This is a genomic window from Halanaerobaculum tunisiense (genome assembly GCF_054657635.1).
The window spans coordinates 158,562-179,015 of record NZ_BAAHYI010000003.1 but is presented as its reverse complement, the minus strand read 5'-3'; the positions used below and the strand labels follow the sequence as shown (position 1 = coordinate 179,015).

Here is a 20,454-nt window from a genome sequence, read left to right as displayed (position 1 = left end):
CATTAATTAGAGTATAAATTCAAATACTAGTCAATGTTCTCCTTACTCTAAAAAAGTAACTAAAAAATATGCCGAAGTTGTGGGTGGAATTGTTTCTGTGCCACATAAGGTTGGGCGACTGCGAAGCTTGGCAATTCATTGCCGAGTAGTTCACTGCTGGAGCTAGTTATATGCGAGAATTTATTAAGGAATACCAAAATAGTTATATAAAGAAATCATTAAAAAATATTTTTGCTGATATATGTAATAAATACCAATATAAAATTTTAGAGTTAGAAGTAATGCCAGACCACATACACATCTTTCTATCAGCTAAACCAACAGTAGCACCTACTGACATAGTTAGAACTTTAAAAAGTATATCAGCAATCGAGCTTTTTAAAAAATACCCTAAATTAAAGAAATTTTATGCTCGTTGTGGTTCTCTTTGGAGTAAGGGATATTTTGTTAGTACAATTGGCAATATAAGCTCTCACACTATTAAGAGATATATTCAAAATCAAAATTCTAATTAGAAAGCGAGGTGGAATTATGATTAAAAAGTTCAAACCAATTAATAAAGCCTACAAATTTAGAATCTATCCTAATCAAAAACAGCAAGAACTAATTGATAAAACAATAGGTTGCTCTAGATTTATTTACAACGAGTTTTTAGCTAAAGCTAAAGAAAATGAGTACCAATCATATACTAAATACTCTAGACAACTACCTCAATTAAAAAAAGAATATGAATGGCTTAAAGAAGTAGATAGCATTGCATTACAACAATCTCTTAAAGATTTAGATAGAGCCTTTAAAAATTTCTTTAGTGGTAAATATAATTATCCTAAATTCAAATCTAAAAAGAGTGCTAGACTATCATATCGAACTCAAAAATTCATTAGACCTAGTGGTAGCACCAATATTGAAATTGAAGATAATTATATCAAATTACCTAAACTATCTTGGGTTAAGTTTGCTAAATCCAAAGAAGTTAAGGGTAAAATCAATAATGTTACAGTTTCTAAATCTAGAACAGGCAAATACTATATTTCAATTAATGTTAGAGAAATTTTAAAAACAGTTGTTAATAATAATCAAGGGGAGTTAGGACTAGATTTAGGTATTAAAAAATTTTTAACTACTTCTGATGGTGAACATATCTCAAATCCTAGACATCTTTCTAAATATGAAGATAAATTAGCTAAACTCCAAAAGAGATTAGCTCGTAAAGAAGAAGGTAGTAATAACTGGCATAAACTTAAAAAGAAAATTGCTAAAGTTCATGAAAAAATTAAAAACATTCGTAAAGACTTTTTGCATAAATTGTCCACTAGACTAACAAAGGAGAACCAACTTTTAGTCATAGAGGACTTAAATGTAAAGGGAATGCTTAAAAATTCTAAACTAGCAAACATATCTCTGATTGTGCTTTGAACATGTTTACTACTATGTTGGAATATAAAAGCAAGTGGTATGATTGTATATTACACAAAGTAGATAGATTTTTTGCTAGTAGTCAAACTTGTTCAGAATGTGGTACTAAAAATCCTAAAGTTAAAGACCTATCAGTTCGTACTTGGACTTGTAGTTGTGGAGCAACACATAACAGAGATATTAATGCTAGTAAAAACCTTTTAAAACAAGGCAAATTAGAGCTAGGTATAAATTAGTTTCATTAGGGTAGGGCTTACCCAAATTTACGCCTTTGGAGAGAGCATAAGACCTAATTAATCTAGCTTTTGCTATGCTTTAATTAGGCAATTCTCTACGAATAAGGAATCTGCGAGGGCTTGCCCCGCAGAGTGTCAAATCTCTATTATCTCTCTAGAGTTAGAATTGACAGCTAAGGAGAAGCTAGAAGAACTTAAAAACTGGGGTTTATAGTAATTACTTTCCTGCTTACTGAATAGCTTATTAACAAGAAGGTATAAGTATTATTTACAGTAAGGGGGGACTATAATGTCTGATTTTGATTCTCAGGAACCGTCAATTGGAGTAGTTGGCATCTTGCGTGGGGTAGTGGTCAGTTTAGTTTTATTATTAGTAAGTGGTTTAATATTAGGAATAGTTGTTAGTTATACAAATTTAATCACTAAATTAAGTAGTAAATTATTATTAGTGTTAAATTATACTGCTCTCTTTATAGGAGGTCTGACTGCAGCTTATGTAGCTCAAAGTAATGGGTGGTTAAATGGAGGGTTAGTAGGGTTAGTTTATATGCTATTAATAGTCTTAGTGAGTTTATTTTGGTTACCCTTTACTTTATCAGGTTCTTTAGTTTTACAAGTAGTAATTGCTTGTTTAGTATCAGCTTTAGGAGGGATGATTGGAGTGAACATTATTTAAGAAAGTAGGTGTTAGAAATTAGAGACCAAAAAATTGAAATCGATTTAGTTAGTCTTGAGTCGTCAGTAGAAGTAGCTAATAGAGTACAAAATGTTTTATTAGACTGGTTAGCAGATCAAGAGCAGGGCTTGAAATCGCAAGATATTGAATGGTTACCAGTTGTTAGTTTTATATTAGGAACAGTTACTAGTGGTTTTTTAAAGTCAATTGGTAGTGAAATCTGGCAGGGAGTTAAAGATTTTTTGTATAGTAAAAAAAGAGATAATCCTAATTTGGAATTTAAGTTTAATTATCAAGGAGTTAAGGTTGTAGCTAAGTTAGATAATAATGATCCACAAATTATTAAGACAGCTCTCAGTAATTTAGATGATTTAATTACAGTTATAGTTAATAATAGAGAAGTGAAACGACTTAAACTTATATTAGATAATACAGGAAAATGGCAAGTGAGAGATTTTAATTAGGCACCATTAGGGTGCTATTTTATTTTTTTGGAGTATAAAAAAATAAAATAATTGAATAATAGTGATAAGGTGGTGACAAAATCTCAACTAGTTTGATTTGGTTTTATTTATTCTTGGTTTTATCTGGTGGTATGTTTTTTCTAGTTCCTTTAGAAAAGATTAAGGAATTATTACCTTTTGGATTAGTTGGAGGCTTTGTTTTAGCAGTGATTATTCAATATCTAGCAGTTGATTTATTAAAACTGTGGCGTTTTAATGTTGCCTTTTTATCGTTTAAAGGGATTCCTATAGCAGTTTTGTTAGCTTGGATTCCGCCAGTAATTGTGTTTAGATATTTTTGGTTTCGAATTGGTTCTGCTTTAGGAAAAATGCTTTATATTCTCTTTTTTGCCTTATCGACTACTGCTTTTGAATATGCTTCTGTGTTATTTAATTATAGAGATTATTTAAATTGGAATGTGTTTTTGACCTTTGCTTTAGCTTTAGTAGTCCATTTGGGATTAGGATATTATATAACCATCCAACAGTCTGAAATTAAAAATTAAGTTATTTATTATTTTATTTAGTTTAATTTATCTATTTTGGATTATATTTTTTTAATTTTAAGGATGATATTGGGGAAGATTAGTAGTAAATGAGGTGACAGTTATGCCAGTAACTAAAGCAACTACTGATGATTTAATAGCTTTACAACAACTAGAGGACTACTGGACTACTAAGGATTTTTCGCTTTTACCCCATCAATATCAGACAGTAATGAAGGTTATTAATGATTTAGAAGGTCAAGCTATACTAGCAGATGAAGTAGGGTTAGGTAAGACAATTGAGGCAGGTATGATTTTAAAGGAATACTTAGTTAGAGGAACAGTAGAAACTTGTTTAGTACTAACTCCTGCTTCTTTGGGATTTCAGTGGTGGAATGAATTAACAGATAAATTTCAGATAGATGCTTTTAATAATCGCAAAGGCCGAGGTTGGCATTATTTTGATGTTATTGTTTCTTCTTTAGATAGAGCTAAGCGGGCTCCGCATTGTGATACGATCTGTCAACGAGGATTTGATATGGTGATTGTAGATGAAGCCCATAAACTTAAAAATGATCAGACAATGAATTGGAAATTTGTTAACCGGATTCCTAAAGAATATCTATTATTATTAACAGCAACTCCTATCCAAAATGATCTCCAGGAACTATATAATTTAGTTACGCTAGTCAAACCACAATTATTTGGAGACTATTCTAGCTTTAAGAAACAGTATATATCTAACAAGCATGAAGTTGATGAGGAAAATTTAAGTGATTTACAAGATCAGTTATCTCAAGTGATGATTAGAAATCGTAGATCGGATAGTCAATTAGAGTATACGGCGAGAAATGTAGAATTGGTTTCTTTGGATTTGACTGCCCCGGAAAAAGAATTGTACACAGGGATTACTAATTTGGTAACTAGTGAATATGAAAAATGTATTAATAAAAATAAAAGTATATTCCACTTATTGACTTTACAACGGGAAGTATGTAGCAGTTCTTTTGCTGTAGCTCAGACATTAGAGAAGATGTGTCAAGAAGAGGGATATAGTTCAATCCAAGCTGAATTAGAGGAATTATATGAATTAGCTACTAGTATTCAGTATAACCAAAAGATGAAAGCGGTAGAAGAAATCTTAGAGAATACGGCAGGTCAAGTGATTATTTTTACGGAGTATCAAGCAACCCAAAGTTATATTGGTTATTATCTACAGCAGCAAGGATATAATCCAGTATTCTTTAATGGTAGTCTATCAGATAACCAAAAAGAATGGGCCAAAGGTTTATTTATGGAAGATGGTGATGTGTTAGTCAGCACAGAAGCAGGAGGACAAGGAATTAATCTTCAGTTTTGTAATACAATTATTAATTATGACCTCCCCTGGAATCCAATGAAGATTGAACAACGAATTGGTCGAGTACACCGTTTAGGTCAAGACCAAGATGTGCAAATTTATAATTTAACCACTTCTAATACTATTGAAGAAAAGATTGTTAAGTTATTGGATAAGAAGATAAACCTTTTTGAATCAGTAATTGGAGGTTTGAATGATTTAGTTGTTGATAAAGTCAATAGTGATCTAGGGACTGATATTATAGAAATCTTGGCTGCTGCTGATAATGAAGAGGAATTAGAAACTAAGTTAGATGATTTAGGTGAGGAAATATTAGCTGAATAAATTGATAAAAGGACTCCTCACTGGAGTCCTTTTGTTTTTGAACCAGAAACTAGTAATTAGAGCTATCTAAGAAAATGGTTTGTATTTTTATACTTTTTTATGTATAATTATAAGAAAAGAGTTGAGGAGGGATCAGATGCAAGTAAGTGTAGTAGGAGCTACTGGATATACTGGTGTTGAATTAGTTAGATTACTAAGTAAGCATCCTAAGGTGGATTTAGAGGTGCTAACTTCTCATAGTTTTCCTGGAGTAGAGATAGCTGATATTTATCCTCATTTGACAGATAAGGTGGATATCACCTGCCAGGAGTTAGATAGTAAACAGCTAGCTGAGAATTCTGATTGTGTATTTACAGCTTTACCTCATGGAGTAGCAATGGAAGTAGTACCTGAGTTAGTAGCTACAGGAGTACCAGTCATAGATTTAAGTGGTGATTATCGTTATCAGGAGTTGGCTACTTATGAAGACTGGTATGATAATCATACTAGTCCTGATTTATTAGCTCAGGGGGTCTATGGCTTACCAGAATTAAATAAAGGTCAGATTAAAGCTAGTCAACTAGTAGCTAATCCTGGTTGTTATCCTACAGCTTCTTTATTAGCTATAATGCCTTTATTACAGGCGGGAGTGATTGAGCCCCAGAGTATTATTATAGATGCTAAATCAGGAGCTACAGGAGCTGGTCGTAAATTATCATTAGGAACACAGTTTTGTGAGGTTGATAGTAACTTTAAAGCTTATCAGGTAGGAGGGCATCGACATCGTTCGGAAATAGAGGAAAAATTAAGCGTTTGGTCTAATCAGGATGTTAAACTAAATTTCACCCCTCATTTACTGCCTGTTAAACGAGGGATTTTAGCTACTATTTATGCTGATTTAACAGTTGATTTAACAACTGATCAGTTGTTTAGTAAGTACAAAGAAGTTTATCACCAGGAGCCTTTCATTCGACTAAGAGAAGATAAACTCCCTCAGCTTAAATATGTAACAGGTTCTAATTACTGTGATATAGGTATTCAAGCTACTGACCGAAACCGAGTTGTGATTGTATCTGCTATTGATAATTTGGTTAAAGGTTCAGCGGGGCAGGCAATCCAGAATTTAAATCTATTAGCTGGTTGGAGAGAGGATCTAGGGTTAGAGGATGTTGGTTTGTACTTATAATGGATTGTAAATTTATTTTCAAGAGTAAAGATATTTTTGTTTAGTGAATTGTGTCACCAAAGGTGACACAGCTATCAGCTATCAGCTATCTGCTATGTGCCATGTGCTAATTCAAATTCAAAACCACAGATTCAGTTCAATTCCTTAAAACATAGTAATTTTAAAGGGTTAGATTTTGAATTTGAAGGTTTTGAATTAGCTGACAGCAACAGCACACGACTGACGACTTTGTCACTTCTAGTGACACAATATATCAATAAACTATAAATCCGGGGAGGGCCAACTATGAAACAGATTACTGGTGGAGTAACTGCTGCTCAAGGCTTTTCGGCTTCTGGTAGCAGAGCAGGATTGAAGGAAACAGGTGATGATATTGCTGTAGTGTATAGTCAAAATTCAGCCCAAGTGGCAGCTGTATTCACTACTAATCAAGCTGCAGCAGCTCCAGTAAAGATTAGTAGACAGCATTGTCAGAATGGAAAAGCTCAAGCTATTGTAGTTAATAGTGGTAATGCTAATGCTTGTACTGGAGAAGAAGGGTGGAAAGCTGCTCAACAGATGGCGGAAACTACTGCCAGAGAGCTTGATTTAGACCAAGAAGATATTATAGTAGCGTCTACAGGTGTTATTGGTAAGGAATTGCCAGTTGATCAGGTGACTACAGGTATTAGGCAAGCTTGTAGTCAGTTAGGAGCTACTAAAGGAAGCCAAGCTGCGCAAGCAATTAGGACGACTGATACTTATCTAAAAGAAAAAGCTGTAGAGATTGAATTAGCTGGTAAGCAGGTTAAAATAGGTGGCATGGCAAAGGGCTCAGGCATGATTGAACCTAATATGGCAACTATGTTGTCCTTTGTGACTACTGACGTGGCTATAGAGAGTGAGTTATTGCAGCAAGCTTTACAGGAAGCAGTTAATAATTCCTTCCAGCAGATTACAGTTGATGGAGAACAAAGTACTAATGATATGGTAGGGATTTTAGCTAATGGTCAAGCTGGTAATGAATTGATTAGCGATTATAACCAAGAGTATCACAAGTTCCAAGAAGCTGTAGAGAAAATATGTCGTAAATTAGCTAGAGATATTGTCCAAGATGGTGAAGGGGCTACGAAGTTTGTAGAGATCAATCTGCAAGGAGCTAGAGAGGAGTCATTAGCAGAACAGATGGCTAAAAAAATTGCTAATTCAAACTTAGTCAAAACAGCCATTTTTGGAGAAGATCCGAATTGGGGACGAATAGTAGCTACTTTAGCTGCTACAAATATAGAGATCGACTTGGATCAGTTAACAATTACAATTAATGAGCAACCAGTTTTTGGCCCAGAGCAAAAGAAGTATGATGTTCCAGATGATCTACTGGCCTCAGATGAGGTGCTAATAACTGTTGATTTGAATTTAGGCCACCAGACAGCTCAAGTCTGGACCTGTGATTTAAGTTGTGAGTATGTTGAAATAAACGCTGAATATCATACGTAAATAGTTGACAATTAAATCTTCAATCTAGACCTGTGATTTAGGTGGAGAGGTTTACGTAATTTAAAATTATGATTTTAATTGTACATTGTAAATTGTTAATTAATAAAGGTAGGTGACAGTAGTGGAGAAGTTAATCAAAAAGGCGGGCACTTTAATTGAAGCGCTCCCCTATATTAAGGAGTTTGCTAATCAGACAGTTGTTATTAAATATGGAGGAAATGCAATGATCAATCCTGATCTGATGGCTTCTGTACTAGAGGATATCACTTTGTTAAAGTATGTAGGAGTCAATCCTGTGTTAGTTCATGGTGGCGGGCCAGCAATTAGTCAGCACTTGGATCAGTTAGGGTTAGAGACAGAATTCAGGCAGGGGTTGAGAGTTACTAGTCAAGAGGTTATGGAAGTAGTAGAGGAGACCTTAGTAGGTAAGGTTAATAGTCAGATTGTATCGTTAGCTAATCAGGCAGGTGCCCAAGCAGTAGGGTTATCTGGTACAGATGGAAGCTTGATTCAAGCTCGGCAACATAAGTTGGCCCAAGAATTCAATTTAGGTTACGTAGGAGAAGTAGCTACTATTAACCCGCAATTATTAACAACAGTTATAGCTAATGATTATCTGCCAGTTATAGCACCTATAGGCGTTGATAAAGAAGGGGCTAGTTATAATATCAATTCTGATTCAGTTGCTGGTGAAATTGCTGCTGCTTTAGGAGCAGAAAAGTTAATCTTATTAACTAATGTAGAAGGTATTTTAACAGATCCAGATGATGAAGAATCATTAGTCTCCCAGCTTAATGTCAATCAAGCCCAGCAAATGATAGAAAAGGAACAGATAGTAGGCGGGATGATACCAAAAGTTAAGTCTTGTCTGCAAGCTATTAACCAAGGTGTTAATCGGACTCATATTTTAGATGGTAGAGTTGACCATGCTTTATTATTGGAGATATTTACTGATCAGGGGATTGGGAGTATGATAACTAATTGATATATTGTGTCACCAAAGGTGACACAGTCGTGTGTCGTGTGCTGTGTGCGGATGCTTTCTATCACGAAAAGTTTCTGTGAAACTTGTAGGATCTGCTAATTCAAAACTTTTAAATTCAAAATCGAACCCCTTAAAATTACTATGTTTTCAGAGGTTGAACTAGGTTTATAGTTTTGAATTGATGAATTTGACTTAGCTCACGACACACAGCAGACAGCTGATAGCTGATATAAAGTGGCACGAAAGTGCCACTTTATATCAATATAGCTTAACTATAAAAGTGAATTTGTTTTCTGAGATTATTTTCTTTTGATTTAGAGCTTAATTGTAAATTGTAAACTGTCAATTATAAATTAATTTGAGGAGGGAGTAGTGAGTATGCAACAAGAAGAAGTTATTAGAGCAGAAAAAAAGTATCATATGAATGTCTATGGTGATCGTATTCCTATTGTAGTTGATAAGGGAGCAGGAGTTTATTTATATGACCAAGCTGGAGAGCAGTATTTAGATTTTGCAGCTGGAATAGCAGTTAATGCTTTAGGACATAACCACCCTCGAGTTACTCAAGCAATTAAAGAGCAGGCTGAGAATGTACTACACACTTCTAATCTGTATTATTCAGAGATCCAGAGTAAATTAGCCGAATTATTAGTTGCTAATTCTTGCGCAGATAAAGTATTTTTTGCTAATAGCGGTGCTGAAGCCAATGAAGGAGCAATTAAGTTAGCTAAAAAGTATTTTACCCAACAAGATAAAGATAAGTATCAGATAATAGCTGCCCAAAATTCTTTTCACGGACGGACATTGGCTACTTTAGCGGCTACTGGTCAGGAGAAGTATCAAAAACCCTTTACTCCATTACCTAAAGGGTTTGAATTTGTTCCCTATAATGATTTAGAAGCAATTAAAAGAGCAGTTACTGATAAGACAGCAGCAATAATGGTAGAACCAATTCAAGGTGAAGGAGGAGTTAATCCAGCTGATAAGAAATACTTACAAGGATTACAAAAGTTATGTAATCAACAAAACATTTTGTTAATTTTTGATGAAGTTCAGACAGGGATAGGTCGGACTGGTAGTTTATTTGCCTACGAAGAATATGGAGTCCAACCAGATATTTTCACTTTAGCTAAAGCATTAGGTAATGGAGTTCCTATTAGTGCTGTTTTAGCTAAAGGAGAAGTAGCAGATGCTTTTGAACCAGGAGATCATGCTTCTACTTTTGGCGGGAACCCCTTAGCTTGTAGAGCAGCCTATACTACTTTAAAAACTATTTTAGAAGAGGAAATTCTAGATCAGGTAGAACAAGTAGGAGCTTATTTTAAAGACAAGTTATTAGGATTAAAGGATAAGTATTCAGTGATTACAGATGTTAGAGGAACAGGATTAATGTTAGGGGTTGAACTAGAGGTAGCAGTTAAGCAAGTTATAGATCAGATGAGAGAAGAAAATATATTAATCTTAAATGCTGGTCAAAAGGTACTTAGATTTCTGCCCCCATTAATTATTAAGCAAGAACATGTAATAGAAGTAATAGAAATATTAGATCAAATACTAGCTGACTTAGAGTAGATAGCAGGCAAAGGTATACCTTTGCCTGCTTAAAATGAGTTATCATATTTTAAGGACATGGTCTATCATATCTGTTATCTGGAACACAAATAATTCTACCTACTCTAAGTCTATCTGGGTCAAGTCCTGGATTTAGCCTTCTTAATTCTCTGACTGAAGTATTATATCTTCTAGCTATTGAATAAAGGGTATCCTGTCTTCTAATTCTATATTCTCTTGTTCCACGTGGACATCTTCGCCGGCGTGGTGGCCGACGACCAGGCTGTCGACGATAATCACCCATATTAAGACCTCCTTTCTTGATTAGATTTACATTATTATATTCATAACATCGTAAAATGTTAATTTATTATATTAATGTTAATTAATAACATAATAAAATTATTATTATAAAACTAATTGCAATTTTAAGAACAAATCATTTTTGAATATTTTAGACAGGGGATGAATATCGTAAAAAGAAGATATAATTATATTTTTAGCTTTAAAATTTCTTAGGAAAGGAGTATAATAAATATAGCAGATTATTATTTTTAGATAAAGGAGAGGGATTATAAATGATTACCACGGTAACTTTAAATCCAGCGATTGATAGAGAATATTTTGTTGAGGAGAATGAGGTTGGTAAGCATCAGTATATTTACACTGATCAAGATATTGATATTAATCCTGGTGGTAAAGGAGTATTAAGCAGTATTAGTCTCAAGAATCTAGGTTATTCCGATGTGCAGAATATTGGTTTTGTAGGAGGTCGGCAAGGGTTATTTTTTGAAAAAATGGTTCAGGAACATAAAATCACCACTAATTATGTTTATACGGAAAATGAGATGCGGAATAGTATCTTTATTATTGGGAAGGATCCTGTAACTTATACTCACTATAATGATTATACTTATCGGGTTGAGCCACAAGAAATTAAAGAACTTATTAAACGATTTAAGCGAGGTATTGTTGATAGTAGTTTTATTATGATTTCTGGTTCAATTCCTGAGGGAGTTAATTTTAGTATTTACAAAAGATTAGTTAAGATCTGTCATGATTTAGGGAAAAGAGTTTATTTAAATGCTAGTGGTGAGGTTTTAAATCGGGCTTTAGAAGAGAATCCTATGGTAGTAGCTCCTTATTTTAAACATACAGATAAGATTTTAGATAAACCTATTACTGAGTTTGAAGATTATATTTGGGCGGGCCAAAAATTAATTGAACGCGGAGCACAATATGTAATGTTACCTTATCATTGTGATCGTTTATTATTTACTGGTGATGATGTTTATTCTTTAAGCCCTAAAAATTTCTGTTTGAGAAATTGGTTAGGAGCTGGAGAGGCATATAACGCAGCTTTTTTTGATTATATCTTTCAAAATAAGTTTGATTTTGTTGCAGCTAATAAATATGCTGGAGCAGCTGCTTTAGATATTGCTGAAAGAAAAGGGGTCTTTTTACAGAATAGACGAGAGATTAAAAATCATTTAGATCAAGTTGAAGTAGAAAAGTTGGAGGTGTAATAATGAGCTTAGTTAAAAAATATATGATGCGCACCTTGAATTCGGTTTGTAAAGATGATTCTATAGAAAATGTAATTACAGCTATGTATAGAACTGAAATGTCAGTTTTGCCAGTAGTAAATAATGAAAATAAATTCTTAGGTACTATTTATAGTAAAAATATCTTAAAAAATATTATTCCTGAGGAATATGGCTTTTTAGAAAGTCATCGTTTATTATATGAAGTTAATCAAGCAGCTGAAAATTTAACTCAGATTAAAGGACAAAGAGTTAGAAAGTATATGTCCATTAATACAGTACCAATCAAGGAAATGTCTAAAATGGATAATTTAGCAGATATTATGTTGAATAATGATGAGTCTTATTTATTTGTAGTCAATGAACAGGAAAAATTAAGAGGATATATTTCACGAGCAGATTTACTCCATTATCTTTTAGATGTAGGGGCGGATGTTGAATGAAATTAGAGTCAGTTCAGACATTATATGAATTACAGCACTGGATATTGTCTAATCAAGTAAGTAATAAAGCTCTTTATATAATTGGTTTGTTTGTTGTTTTAGCTTTATTTATTGTATTAGTTACTAAAAAATTTAAGATACCAATTGTAGTAGGTTATGTCTTTTTAGGTATGTTATTTAGTGTAAGTATAATTAAACATTTACCTTTTTTAGCTGAAAGCCAGAAAGAATGGTATGCTTTTGTGATAGAAGAGTTTAATTATATTCCTGATCTGGCTTTGGCTTTTATTGCTTTTACTATAGGTAGTGAGTTATCAATTAAAATTTTGAAGAGCTTAGGGAATAAGATTATTTTTATTGTTTTGTTGGAGTCTTTTGGGGCTTTTACTTTAGTAATGTTAGGAATGATAGCAATAGGTAAACCTTTTTATTTGGCTTTGATTCTAGGAGCTATTGCGTCTGCTACTGCACCAGCTGCTACAGTAATGGTGTTGCGAGAGTATAATGCTGAAGGTAGGTTGACGTCTACTTTGATGGCTGTAGTAGGCGTAGATGATGCAGTAGCTTTAACTATTTTCAGTTTTGCTGAACCTATTTCTTTGATTCAGGCTTTAGGAACAGGAGAGTTATCTTTTACTAATGCTATTTTTCATCCTTTATTTGAAGTAGTTGGTGCGGTGATTTGTGGTTTAGGAATTGGTTATTTATCTGTAAAAATGTTAGTTGGTTTTGAAGATAAAACAAAAAAGGTATTAACTTTAGTTGCAACAGTATTAGGTTCATCAGCTATATCAGTTTTCTTTCAATTATCACCATTAATTACTAATATGGCAGTAGGGTTTGCTTATCGGAATTTTGCTCAGAAAAATATAGGTATTGCTGAAGAAATAGAGACATTAACGATTCCTCTTTATGCTTTATTCTTTATGCTAGCCGGAACTAAGATTAAGATTGGTGCTATTACTTCGGCTGGATTTTTAGTAACAGCTATGGTATATACATTGACTAGAATTATTGGAAAAGTAGGAGGAGCTTCTTTGGGAGCATATTTTGCTAAGGCGGATGATAAAATTAAAAGATATGTCGGATTAGGCCTTTTATCTCAAATTGGAGTAGCTGTAGCTTTAGCTTATACTGTTCAGCGTGACTTTGCCGAGTTACCACATATAGGTCTACTGGTCTTTAATGTCTTATTATTTACGACTGCTATTACTGAAATAGTTGGCCCATTAGCTACTAAGTATGCTATCTTTAAAGCGGGAGAAATTAAAAGTTAATAAGTAAGTATAACTTTGTCCTGTTTTAAAAAGAGTATAATTAGTAGTTGTAAACTAGTCAAAAGGTGGTTTGATAAAGATGGAGTTAACAAAAGATGTTGATCTAGTTGAGGAAATATATTATTTAGAAGAATGGTTAGTTAGTAATCAGTTAGGCGATAAGATAATTTATATTATAGGTGGTTTAATCCTAGCGGCTTTATTGATAGTTCTAGCAGCTAAAAAATATAAAATTCCAATTGTAGTAGGTTATGTTTTCTTAGGTATTTTGTTGAGTGTTGATTTAATAGAGCGGTTACCTTTTTTATCAGCTCAACAAAAAGCCTGGTATTCTTTTATAATTGGTAATTTAGATTATATTCCGCGATTAGCTTTATCTTTTATTGCTTTTACTATAGGTAGTGAATTATCAGTTAATATTTTTAAAAATTTAGGGAAGAAGATTTTTTATATTGTTTTATTAGAGGCACTAGGTTCTTTTGTGTTGGTGACGTTATTAATCTTTGCAATTGGTAAACCGCTGTATCTTGCTTTATTATTAGGTTCAATTGCTTCAGCAACTGCGCCAGCTGCTACAGTAATGGTCTTGCAGGAATATGATGCAGAAGGTTTATTAACTTCTATGATTTTAGCTATTGTAGGAATAGATGATGCAGTAGCTTTAATTATTTTTAGTTTAGTAGAACCATTAGCTTTAATTCTTCAGTCTGGGACAGGTGATTTAGCTATAACTAATACTTTATTAATTCCAATGGTTGAAATATGTGGTTCAATAGCTAGTGGATTATTGGTTGGTTATATTTCCCAAAAATTCATGGTTCAACTAGAGGATAAAACTAAGAAGATTTTAACTTTAGTTACAACAATAGTAGGTAGTTCTGCTATAGCAATTCTATTTCATATGTCACCGTTAATTACTAATATGGCAGTTGGTTTTGCCTATCGTAATTTTGCTAAAAAGAATTTGGATATTGCAGATTACTTAGATACCTTAACTGTTCCGTTATATGCTTTGTTCTTTATTTTAGCTGGAACAGAGATTAAATTTGGTAGTTTAAGTTCGCCTAGTTTTCTATTAATTGCTTTTGTTTATACTTGTGCTAGAATTACGGGGAAGGTAGGTGGCGCTTCTTTAGGAGCTTGGTTAGGAGGTACTCCAGAGAAGGTAAGAAAATATGTAGGTTTTGGACTATTACCACAGAGTGGAGTAGCTATTGCTTTAGCTTATACTGTACAAAATGATTTTGCTCATGCTCCCGAAGTTGGTTTGTTAGTTTTTAATACTTTATTATTTACTGCAGCTTTAACTGAGGTATTTGGCCCATTAGCTACCAAATATGCAATTTTTAAAGCAGGAGAAGCAGGAGAACATGAAAAATTAGCAGATAATTAATTTGATTTTATTGAGTCGCTATTTTAGTTTTAACTAAAATAGCGACTTTTTTATTTATTTTTGGTAGTGGCTTGTGTTTTAAGCTGATTAGTAAATTGTTGAAATAAATTTGATTTGTATTTATCTTTATGATAAATTAAACTGAATTTACGTGAAAAATTAATTTGGTTAATAGCAACTTGGGCCAACTCTCCTGCTTTAATTTCTTGTTTAACTGCTATTTTGGGTAGTACTGAAATGCCAATATTAGCTGAGACGGCTTTTTTAATTGCTTCTATATTATTTAGAGTATGCTTTGTTTGGTAGGTTAGATTATGTTTGTTGAGTGTATCTTCAATAACTTCTCTAGTACCACTTCCTTGTTCTCGCATAATAAAATCTTCTTCTCTTATTTTTTCTTTATTAAGTACAGTTTTTTGATTCCATTTATGCTTAGGAGAACAAATTAAGATTAAGTGGTCTACAAAGAAGGAATCTATGGTAATATCTTTACTGTTAATGGGTCCTTCTACTAGTCCAATATCAATATCATTATTTAAAATTTTTTCTTCAATTACACTAGTATTATCAATAATAAGATTAATATTAACTTTTTTATATTTTTGTTTAAACTTATTAATTATATCAGGAAGTAGATAAGTTCCGATAGTCATACTGGCTCCAATTCTTAATTTTCCTTGTTTCATATTAGCGATATCTTGAATATTATTTTGAACTTCATCTGTTAATAATAATATTTTATTACTGTATTTTAGTAATATCTCTCCAGCATAAGTGAGAACTAATTCCTGATTCAATCTTTCAAATAATTTCACTTCTAGTTCGCTTTCTAACTCAGATATAGTTTGACTAATAGCTGGTTGAGTAATATATAGTTGTTTAGCTGTTTGGGACATACTACCTGTTTTATAGACTTCTGTAAAAATCCGTAGTTGTCTTAGGTTCATTTTTGCCTCCTTATAAGTAAATGGTTATATGACTTATAATATTATATTATTTTACTAATATCAACTCAGATATTAAAATAGAAGTAACTAAAATTAATATTAGGAGTGATATTATGCAAAAAATAGAGAAAATAATTTATAATTTAAATCAAACTATTAGTACTAAAATGCCTGGATTATTATTAGCAATAGGGATAGGATTAGGCAGTAAATATTTAGCTAATAAGATTCCTAATTTAGGAGGAGTAACATTAGCTATTATACTTGGATTAATAGTTGGTAATAACTGGGAAATGAACTCTAACTATGCTGTTGGCATTCATTTTGCTAAAAAGAAAATTCTTTCTATAGCTATAATACTAATGGGTTTAAAGCTTAAGTTAGCTGTTTTAGAGCAGTTAGGTTTATCATCCATCTTAATAATTATTACAATGGTAGCTGCTACAGTAGCTTTAGGATTATTTTGTGGCCAATTATGTGGGTTATCACGTAGTTTTAGTCTTTTGTTAGGAGTAGGAAGTGGAGTATGTGGTTCTTCGGCTATTGGTGCTACGGCTCCTTTAGTAGCTGAAGATGAAGAAGAAGTTGGTTTATCTATTGGAGTAGTTAATTTATTAGGGACTATTGGTATCTTTTTATTACCTTTTTTAACCTATATTCTAAAATTAACAGAAGCTAATAGTGGATTAATGATCGGAGGTACTTTGCAAGCTGTAGGACAAGTTGTAGCTGCAGGATTTTCGATTAATGATCAGATAGGAAATTTAGCTACAGTAGTTAAAATGGGAAGAATATTAATGTTAGGGCCAATAATTTTAGTGATTAGTTTCTTTAAAGAACAAACAACTAAGCAAGATGAATCTAAAGTAACCGTTCCTTCTTTTATTATTGGGTTTTTTATTTTTAGTTTATTAGGTAGTTTTCAGTTAATACCAGAGTCAGTTGTTAATTATTTAAATTATTTAAGTGAGATATTATTGATTATTGCCATGGCAGGAATAGGGTTAGAGATTAAGTTATCCAATTTAATTGATCAAGGACCTAAAGCTCTGTTAGTAGGGGTAGCAATTTTTAGTAGTCAGTTAATATTAATTACTTTGTTAATTCATTTTTTAACTTAGAAGTAAAAGATAGTAAGGTTAAGGTGCCAGCTATTTCAGCAGTTGTCTTATACAAATAATCTAGATTGGAGGCTCAGGGTTTCGAAGCCTATTTTCTATTTATTTTGTTTAATATTAATAAAATGGTTTTAATAAACATCTGATATACAATTAGTCTATCTTCTTAAAATATTAACAATTTAATTCAGCGCTAATAAAATGTATAGAGTAGCTATAATTAAATCATCATAATGGATAATAGTTTTTTAGTATTAAGGAGGGATATTGTGGTAGAGGACTATAAGCAGAATGAAATTAAAGAAGCAATAATAATAAATGAAAATAGGATTAAAGTAATCTGTAAACAACCTATTAATAATCGATTTGTAATTAAATATGGAAAACAGCAGGTTTCTGTAGTTAAGTTAGATGATTCGGACGCTCCTACTTATCATTTATTTACTGAGCAAGATCTTGATTATAATAAAAGTTATATAGTTAAAGTAGGGGAATTAGAGATTAAAACTATTTTAAGTCCGCAACTAATTGAATCCAATTTAACTTATAGAGGAGAGTTAGGTGCTATCTATACGCCTCAAGCAACTAAATTTAGGTTATGGGCTCCTTCAGCAACTCAAGTAGAACTAGAATTATTTATGGCTGGTTTTACTGACACTCCAGAAGAGGTGATTCCATTAACCAAACAAGAAAATGGAGTTTGGGAAGTAGTAGTTGAAGAAGATCTAGCAGGTAAGTTTTATACTTACCGAGTTACTAATGGAAAGCAATCGCAAAGAGTGCTTGATCCTTATGCTAAATCAATGGCAGGATTTAATATGGATCGGGATAAATTAGGTAAGGGAGCAGTAGTTAATTTGAATCAGACTGATCCTGAAGGATGGGCCACTGATGGTTATATTGCTTTAGATAAACCACAGGATGCAATAATCTATGAAATGTCAGTTAGAGATTTTACTATTGCAGAGAGTTCAGGAGTTGCTTCTGAAAAGAGAGGAACCTATTTAGGTTTTATTGATAAAATTGCTCATCTGAAAGAATTGGGAGTAACTCATGTCCAATTAATGCCTATTTTAAAATTTCATTATGGCAACGAATATAATACAGAATTTGAAGCAGTAAGTGATGACTTAGAAGGAGAATATAATTACAATTGGGGATATGATCCCCATAACTACTTTACTCCTGAAGGGTGGTATTCTTTACAGCCTAGCCAACCTCATATCAGAATTAAAGAAGTTAAAAAGTTGATTCAGGCTTTACATGAGGCAGGAATTGGTGTTATTTTAGATGTGGTTTATAATCATACTGCTGATACTGCTACATTTGAAGATATAGTTCCTTACTATTATTATCGACGGCACGATGATGGTAGTTTAACTAATGGCTCAGGGTGTGGCAATGATACTGCTTCAAAACGGGAAATGATGCGAAAATTGATTATAGATTCGACTACTTACTGGACAGAAGAGTATCATGTGGATGGGTTCCGATTTGATTTAATGGGGTTACATGATGAAACAACAGTAACTAAAGTAGCTCAGGAAGTTAGGAAGATCAACCCAGCAGCTATGATTTACGGTGAAGGATGGAATTTAGGTACTTTATCTCCTGAGCAAAAGTATGTCAAAGCTGATGGAGAGAAAAGAAGCTTATTAAAGTTTAGTTCGGCACCTGGAGTATTTAATGATACAATCAGAGATGGCATCAAGCATAGTCATTTTGGCTCCTCTTTAGAAGAGGGAGGATTTATCCAACAAGAAGTTGATAACCAGAAATTAATTAGAGCAGGGATTATCGCTGGAATTGTGGAGTATGAAACTGATGTACCGATTGCTACTGACCCTTACCATCGTTTTACAGATCAACCAGAAGAAGTAGTCAACTATGTAACTTGTCATGATGGCTATACTTTATGGGATAAGATTATTGGTTCTACTACTGAGGTTACTTTAGAAGAAAGAAAAAGGATGCATAAATTAGCTACAGCAATTATCTTAACTAGCCAAGGAGTTCCCTTTTTACATGGTGGAACAGAACTGTTGCGCAGCAAGCCTAATCCAGAACGAGACAAGGGATTTGATCATAATAGCTATAATTCCAGTGATTATACTAATCAACTTCAGTGGTCAAGAAAAGAACAACACCAAGATATTTTTAATTATTACCAAGGTTTAATTAAATTACGACAGATCTATTCAGCTTTTCGGTTATCGACTCAAAAAGAGATTCAAACTAAATTATCCTTTTTAGCTCCAGAAGTAGATTATGTAGTTGGATTTAAACTGGTAGATAAGGGCCAAGAACTAATAGTTATCTATAATGCTAATCGTCAGGCTCAAAGAATTGCTGTTGCTGGATTAAATAAAGAAGGGCAAGTAATAGTTGATGACCAACAAGCAGGGGTTACCCCACTAACTGATACTAAAGTAACTATAGACCAAGATCAGATGGAAGTACCTGCTATTTCTCCAGTTGTAGTGGTGAATTAATGTTTGAAATTTCCTCTAGTTCTTTATTCTCTTAGAAAAAGATGTTATAATACTAGACAATCTATAAATTACAAGTACTAGAGGAGTGAGAAGGATGCCGATTAAAGTTCCCGACAAGTTACCAGCGGTAAAAACACTAGAAGAAGAAAATATTTTTGTAATGAAGCATAGTCGAGCTTACAGTCAGGATATACGTGCTCTTAAGATTTTGATTTTAAACTTGATGCCTTTAAAGAAGGTTACTGAGACTCATCTGCTCCGATTATTAGGAAATACACCTTTACAAGTGGATGTGAGATTATTACATCCTGATAGTTATACACCAAAAAATACATCAGAAGAACATTTAAGTAGTTTTTATAAAACTCTTGATGATGTTAAAAACGAAAAATTTGATGGTATGATTATTACCGGGGCCCCAGTGGAACATCTAACGTATAAAGAAGTAAATTATTGGTCAGAATTACAGGAGATAATGGAGTGGAGTAAACATAATGTAACTTCTACCTTACATCTTTGTTGGGCTGCTCAAGCTGGGTTATATCATCATTTTGATATTCCTAAGTATGAACTACCGGAAAAGACGTTTGGAGTTTTTGCTCATAATATCAGAGAAGAGCATAGAGAAAGTTGTAAACTACTACGTGGTTTTGATGACCAATATTTGTGTCCTCATTCTCGGAATACTGAAGTTAGACAGAATGATATTGAAGCAGTTTCTGATCTTAAAATCTTAACTGAATCGGCAGAAGCAGGAGTTTGTATTGTAGCTACTCAAGATGGGCGGCAGATATTTGTTACTGGTCATCCTGAATATGATCGTAATACTTTACAACAGGAGTATAAACGAGATTTAGAAAAGGGATTGGATATAGCTAAACCTAAAAATTATTTTCCGGAAGATGATCCTACTAATTCTCCAGTAGTCAAATGGCGTGCTCATGCTAATTTATTATTTTCTAATTGGTTAAATTATTATGTTTACCAAGTTACTCCTTATAATATTAATGAAATTGAATAATTAAATTACTAAATGATATAATTTTAATCACTGGAATATTAA

The 20,454-nt window shown here is 32.9% G+C and carries 18 protein-coding genes and 1 pseudogene; 17 read left to right on the top strand and 2 right to left on the bottom strand.

Annotated features, from left to right (window positions below; all coding sequences use genetic code 11):
- Window positions 1-170: 170 nt before the first annotated feature.
- The 10 genes and pseudogenes from tnpA (at window position 171) to ACYQ3D_RS03855 (ending at window position 10,198) form a co-directional block, all read left to right on the top strand.
- Window positions 171-515, top strand: a complete 345-nt coding sequence (tnpA, locus tag ACYQ3D_RS03900) for an IS200/IS605 family transposase (protein ID WP_459836440.1) — start codon at window positions 171-173, stop codon at window positions 513-515.
- Window positions 516-531: 16 nt separating this feature from the next.
- Window positions 532-1,652, top strand: a pseudogene (gene tnpB / locus ACYQ3D_RS03895) (IS200/IS605 family element RNA-guided endonuclease TnpB).
- Window positions 1,653-1,941: 289 nt separating this feature from the next.
- Window positions 1,942-2,328, top strand: a complete 387-nt coding sequence (locus tag ACYQ3D_RS03890; RefSeq protein WP_459836437.1) for a TIGR04086 family membrane protein — start codon at window positions 1,942-1,944, stop codon at window positions 2,326-2,328.
- Between the two features lie 8 nt (window positions 2,329-2,336).
- Window positions 2,337-2,792, top strand: coding sequence for a hypothetical protein (locus ACYQ3D_RS03885; RefSeq protein WP_459836435.1), 456 nt, complete (start codon window positions 2,337-2,339; stop codon window positions 2,790-2,792).
- 131 nt (window positions 2,793-2,923) lie between these two features.
- The gene (locus ACYQ3D_RS03880) at window positions 2,924-3,337 is read left to right on the top strand and encodes a hypothetical protein (protein WP_459836433.1); all 414 of its coding nucleotides are present in this window, start codon (window positions 2,924-2,926) and stop codon (window positions 3,335-3,337) included.
- A 103-nt stretch (window positions 3,338-3,440) separates the two neighbouring features.
- Window positions 3,441-5,000 carry a DEAD/DEAH box helicase gene (locus tag ACYQ3D_RS03875; protein ID WP_459836431.1) on the top strand — a complete coding sequence of 520 codons (1,560 nt, stop codon included), beginning with the start codon at window positions 3,441-3,443 and terminating at the stop codon, window positions 4,998-5,000.
- A 136-nt stretch (window positions 5,001-5,136) separates the two neighbouring features.
- Window positions 5,137-6,165 carry an N-acetyl-gamma-glutamyl-phosphate reductase gene (gene argC / locus ACYQ3D_RS03870; RefSeq protein WP_459836429.1) on the top strand — a complete coding sequence of 343 codons (1,029 nt, stop codon included), beginning with the start codon at window positions 5,137-5,139 and terminating at the stop codon, window positions 6,163-6,165.
- A gap of 285 nt (window positions 6,166-6,450) precedes the next feature.
- Window positions 6,451-7,641, top strand: coding sequence for a bifunctional glutamate N-acetyltransferase/amino-acid acetyltransferase ArgJ (gene argJ, locus ACYQ3D_RS03865; protein ID WP_459836426.1), 1,191 nt, complete (start codon window positions 6,451-6,453; stop codon window positions 7,639-7,641).
- A gap of 121 nt (window positions 7,642-7,762) precedes the next feature.
- On the top strand, window positions 7,763-8,626 hold the full coding sequence (gene argB, locus ACYQ3D_RS03860) for an acetylglutamate kinase (RefSeq protein WP_459836424.1): 864 nt from the start codon (window positions 7,763-7,765) through the stop codon (window positions 8,624-8,626).
- 378 nt (window positions 8,627-9,004) lie between these two features.
- Entirely contained in the window at window positions 9,005-10,198 is a 1,194-nt protein-coding gene (locus ACYQ3D_RS03855) for an aspartate aminotransferase family protein (protein WP_459836688.1), read from the top strand.
- A 49-nt stretch (window positions 10,199-10,247) separates the two neighbouring features.
- On the opposite strand, the gene ACYQ3D_RS03850 is transcribed toward ACYQ3D_RS03855, so the two are convergent.
- Window positions 10,248-10,481, bottom strand: coding sequence for a LysM peptidoglycan-binding domain-containing protein (locus tag ACYQ3D_RS03850; RefSeq protein ID WP_459836421.1), 234 nt, complete (start codon window positions 10,479-10,481; stop codon window positions 10,248-10,250).
- A gap of 274 nt (window positions 10,482-10,755) precedes the next feature.
- Between ACYQ3D_RS03850 and ACYQ3D_RS03845 the strand changes: the two genes are divergently transcribed.
- From ACYQ3D_RS03845 to ACYQ3D_RS03830, 4 genes are all read left to right on the top strand, one after another.
- Window positions 10,756-11,703, top strand: a complete 948-nt coding sequence (locus ACYQ3D_RS03845) for a 1-phosphofructokinase family hexose kinase (RefSeq protein WP_459836418.1) — start codon at window positions 10,756-10,758, stop codon at window positions 11,701-11,703.
- A 2-nt stretch (window positions 11,704-11,705) separates the two neighbouring features.
- A complete protein-coding gene (locus tag ACYQ3D_RS03840) occupies window positions 11,706-12,164 on the top strand; it encodes a CBS domain-containing protein (RefSeq protein WP_459836415.1) in 459 nt (152 codons plus the stop codon).
- The gene (locus ACYQ3D_RS03835; RefSeq protein WP_459836412.1) at window positions 12,161-13,441 is read left to right on the top strand and encodes a cation:proton antiporter; all 1,281 of its coding nucleotides are present in this window, start codon (window positions 12,161-12,163) and stop codon (window positions 13,439-13,441) included. Before ACYQ3D_RS03840 ends, ACYQ3D_RS03835 begins: the two co-directional genes overlap by 4 nt.
- Before the next feature lie 79 nt (window positions 13,442-13,520).
- Window positions 13,521-14,834: a cation:proton antiporter gene (locus tag ACYQ3D_RS03830; RefSeq protein WP_459836409.1), complete on the top strand. Its 1,314-nt coding sequence runs from the start codon at window positions 13,521-13,523 to the stop codon at window positions 14,832-14,834.
- 50 nt (window positions 14,835-14,884) lie between these two features.
- On the opposite strand, the gene ACYQ3D_RS03825 is transcribed toward ACYQ3D_RS03830, so the two are convergent.
- Entirely contained in the window at window positions 14,885-15,781 is an 897-nt protein-coding gene (locus ACYQ3D_RS03825; RefSeq protein ID WP_459836406.1) for a selenium metabolism-associated LysR family transcriptional regulator, read from the bottom strand.
- Window positions 15,782-15,894: 113 nt separating this feature from the next.
- Between ACYQ3D_RS03825 and ACYQ3D_RS03820 the strand changes: the two genes are divergently transcribed.
- The 3 genes from ACYQ3D_RS03820 (at window position 15,895) to metA (ending at window position 20,412) form a co-directional block, all read left to right on the top strand.
- Window positions 15,895-16,902, top strand: a complete 1,008-nt coding sequence (locus tag ACYQ3D_RS03820) for a YeiH family protein (protein ID WP_459836404.1) — start codon at window positions 15,895-15,897, stop codon at window positions 16,900-16,902.
- A gap of 266 nt (window positions 16,903-17,168) precedes the next feature.
- The gene (gene pulA / locus ACYQ3D_RS03815) at window positions 17,169-19,391 is read left to right on the top strand and encodes a type I pullulanase (RefSeq protein ID WP_459836402.1); all 2,223 of its coding nucleotides are present in this window, start codon (window positions 17,169-17,171) and stop codon (window positions 19,389-19,391) included.
- A 94-nt stretch (window positions 19,392-19,485) separates the two neighbouring features.
- On the top strand, window positions 19,486-20,412 hold the full coding sequence (metA, locus tag ACYQ3D_RS03810; RefSeq protein ID WP_459836399.1) for a homoserine O-acetyltransferase MetA: 927 nt from the start codon (window positions 19,486-19,488) through the stop codon (window positions 20,410-20,412).
- Window positions 20,413-20,454 lie beyond the last annotated feature (42 nt).

Excerpts from the sequence above, each read along its gene's own strand:
- argC (WP_459836429.1), top strand. The coding sequence starts at position 5,137 with ATGCAAGTAAGTGTAGTAGGAGCTACTGGATATACTGGTGTTGAATTA.
- ACYQ3D_RS03830 (WP_459836409.1), top strand. The coding sequence starts at position 13,521 with ATGGAGTTAACAAAAGATGTTGATCTAGTTGAGGAAATATATTATTTA.
- ACYQ3D_RS03855 (WP_459836688.1), top strand. The coding sequence starts at position 9,005 with ATGCAACAAGAAGAAGTTATTAGAGCAGAAAAAAAGTATCATATGAAT.
- ACYQ3D_RS03880 (WP_459836433.1), top strand. The coding sequence starts at position 2,924 with ATGTTTTTTCTAGTTCCTTTAGAAAAGATTAAGGAATTATTACCTTTT.
- ACYQ3D_RS03850 (WP_459836421.1), bottom strand. The coding sequence starts at position 10,481 with ATGGGTGATTATCGTCGACAGCCTGGTCGTCGGCCACCACGCCGGCGA.
- metA (WP_459836399.1), top strand. The coding sequence starts at position 19,486 with ATGCCGATTAAAGTTCCCGACAAGTTACCAGCGGTAAAAACACTAGAA.
- ACYQ3D_RS03875 (WP_459836431.1), top strand. The coding sequence starts at position 3,441 with ATGCCAGTAACTAAAGCAACTACTGATGATTTAATAGCTTTACAACAA.
- ACYQ3D_RS03835 (WP_459836412.1), top strand. The coding sequence starts at position 12,161 with ATGAAATTAGAGTCAGTTCAGACATTATATGAATTACAGCACTGGATA.
- ACYQ3D_RS03820 (WP_459836404.1), top strand. The coding sequence starts at position 15,895 with ATGCAAAAAATAGAGAAAATAATTTATAATTTAAATCAAACTATTAGT.
- ACYQ3D_RS03825 (WP_459836406.1), bottom strand. The coding sequence starts at position 15,781 with ATGAACCTAAGACAACTACGGATTTTTACAGAAGTCTATAAAACAGGT.
- argJ (WP_459836426.1), top strand. The coding sequence starts at position 6,451 with ATGAAACAGATTACTGGTGGAGTAACTGCTGCTCAAGGCTTTTCGGCT.
- tnpA (WP_459836440.1), top strand. The coding sequence starts at position 171 with ATGCGAGAATTTATTAAGGAATACCAAAATAGTTATATAAAGAAATCA.
- ACYQ3D_RS03840 (WP_459836415.1), top strand. The coding sequence starts at position 11,706 with ATGAGCTTAGTTAAAAAATATATGATGCGCACCTTGAATTCGGTTTGT.
- ACYQ3D_RS03890 (WP_459836437.1), top strand. The coding sequence starts at position 1,942 with ATGTCTGATTTTGATTCTCAGGAACCGTCAATTGGAGTAGTTGGCATC.
- ACYQ3D_RS03845 (WP_459836418.1), top strand. The coding sequence starts at position 10,756 with ATGATTACCACGGTAACTTTAAATCCAGCGATTGATAGAGAATATTTT.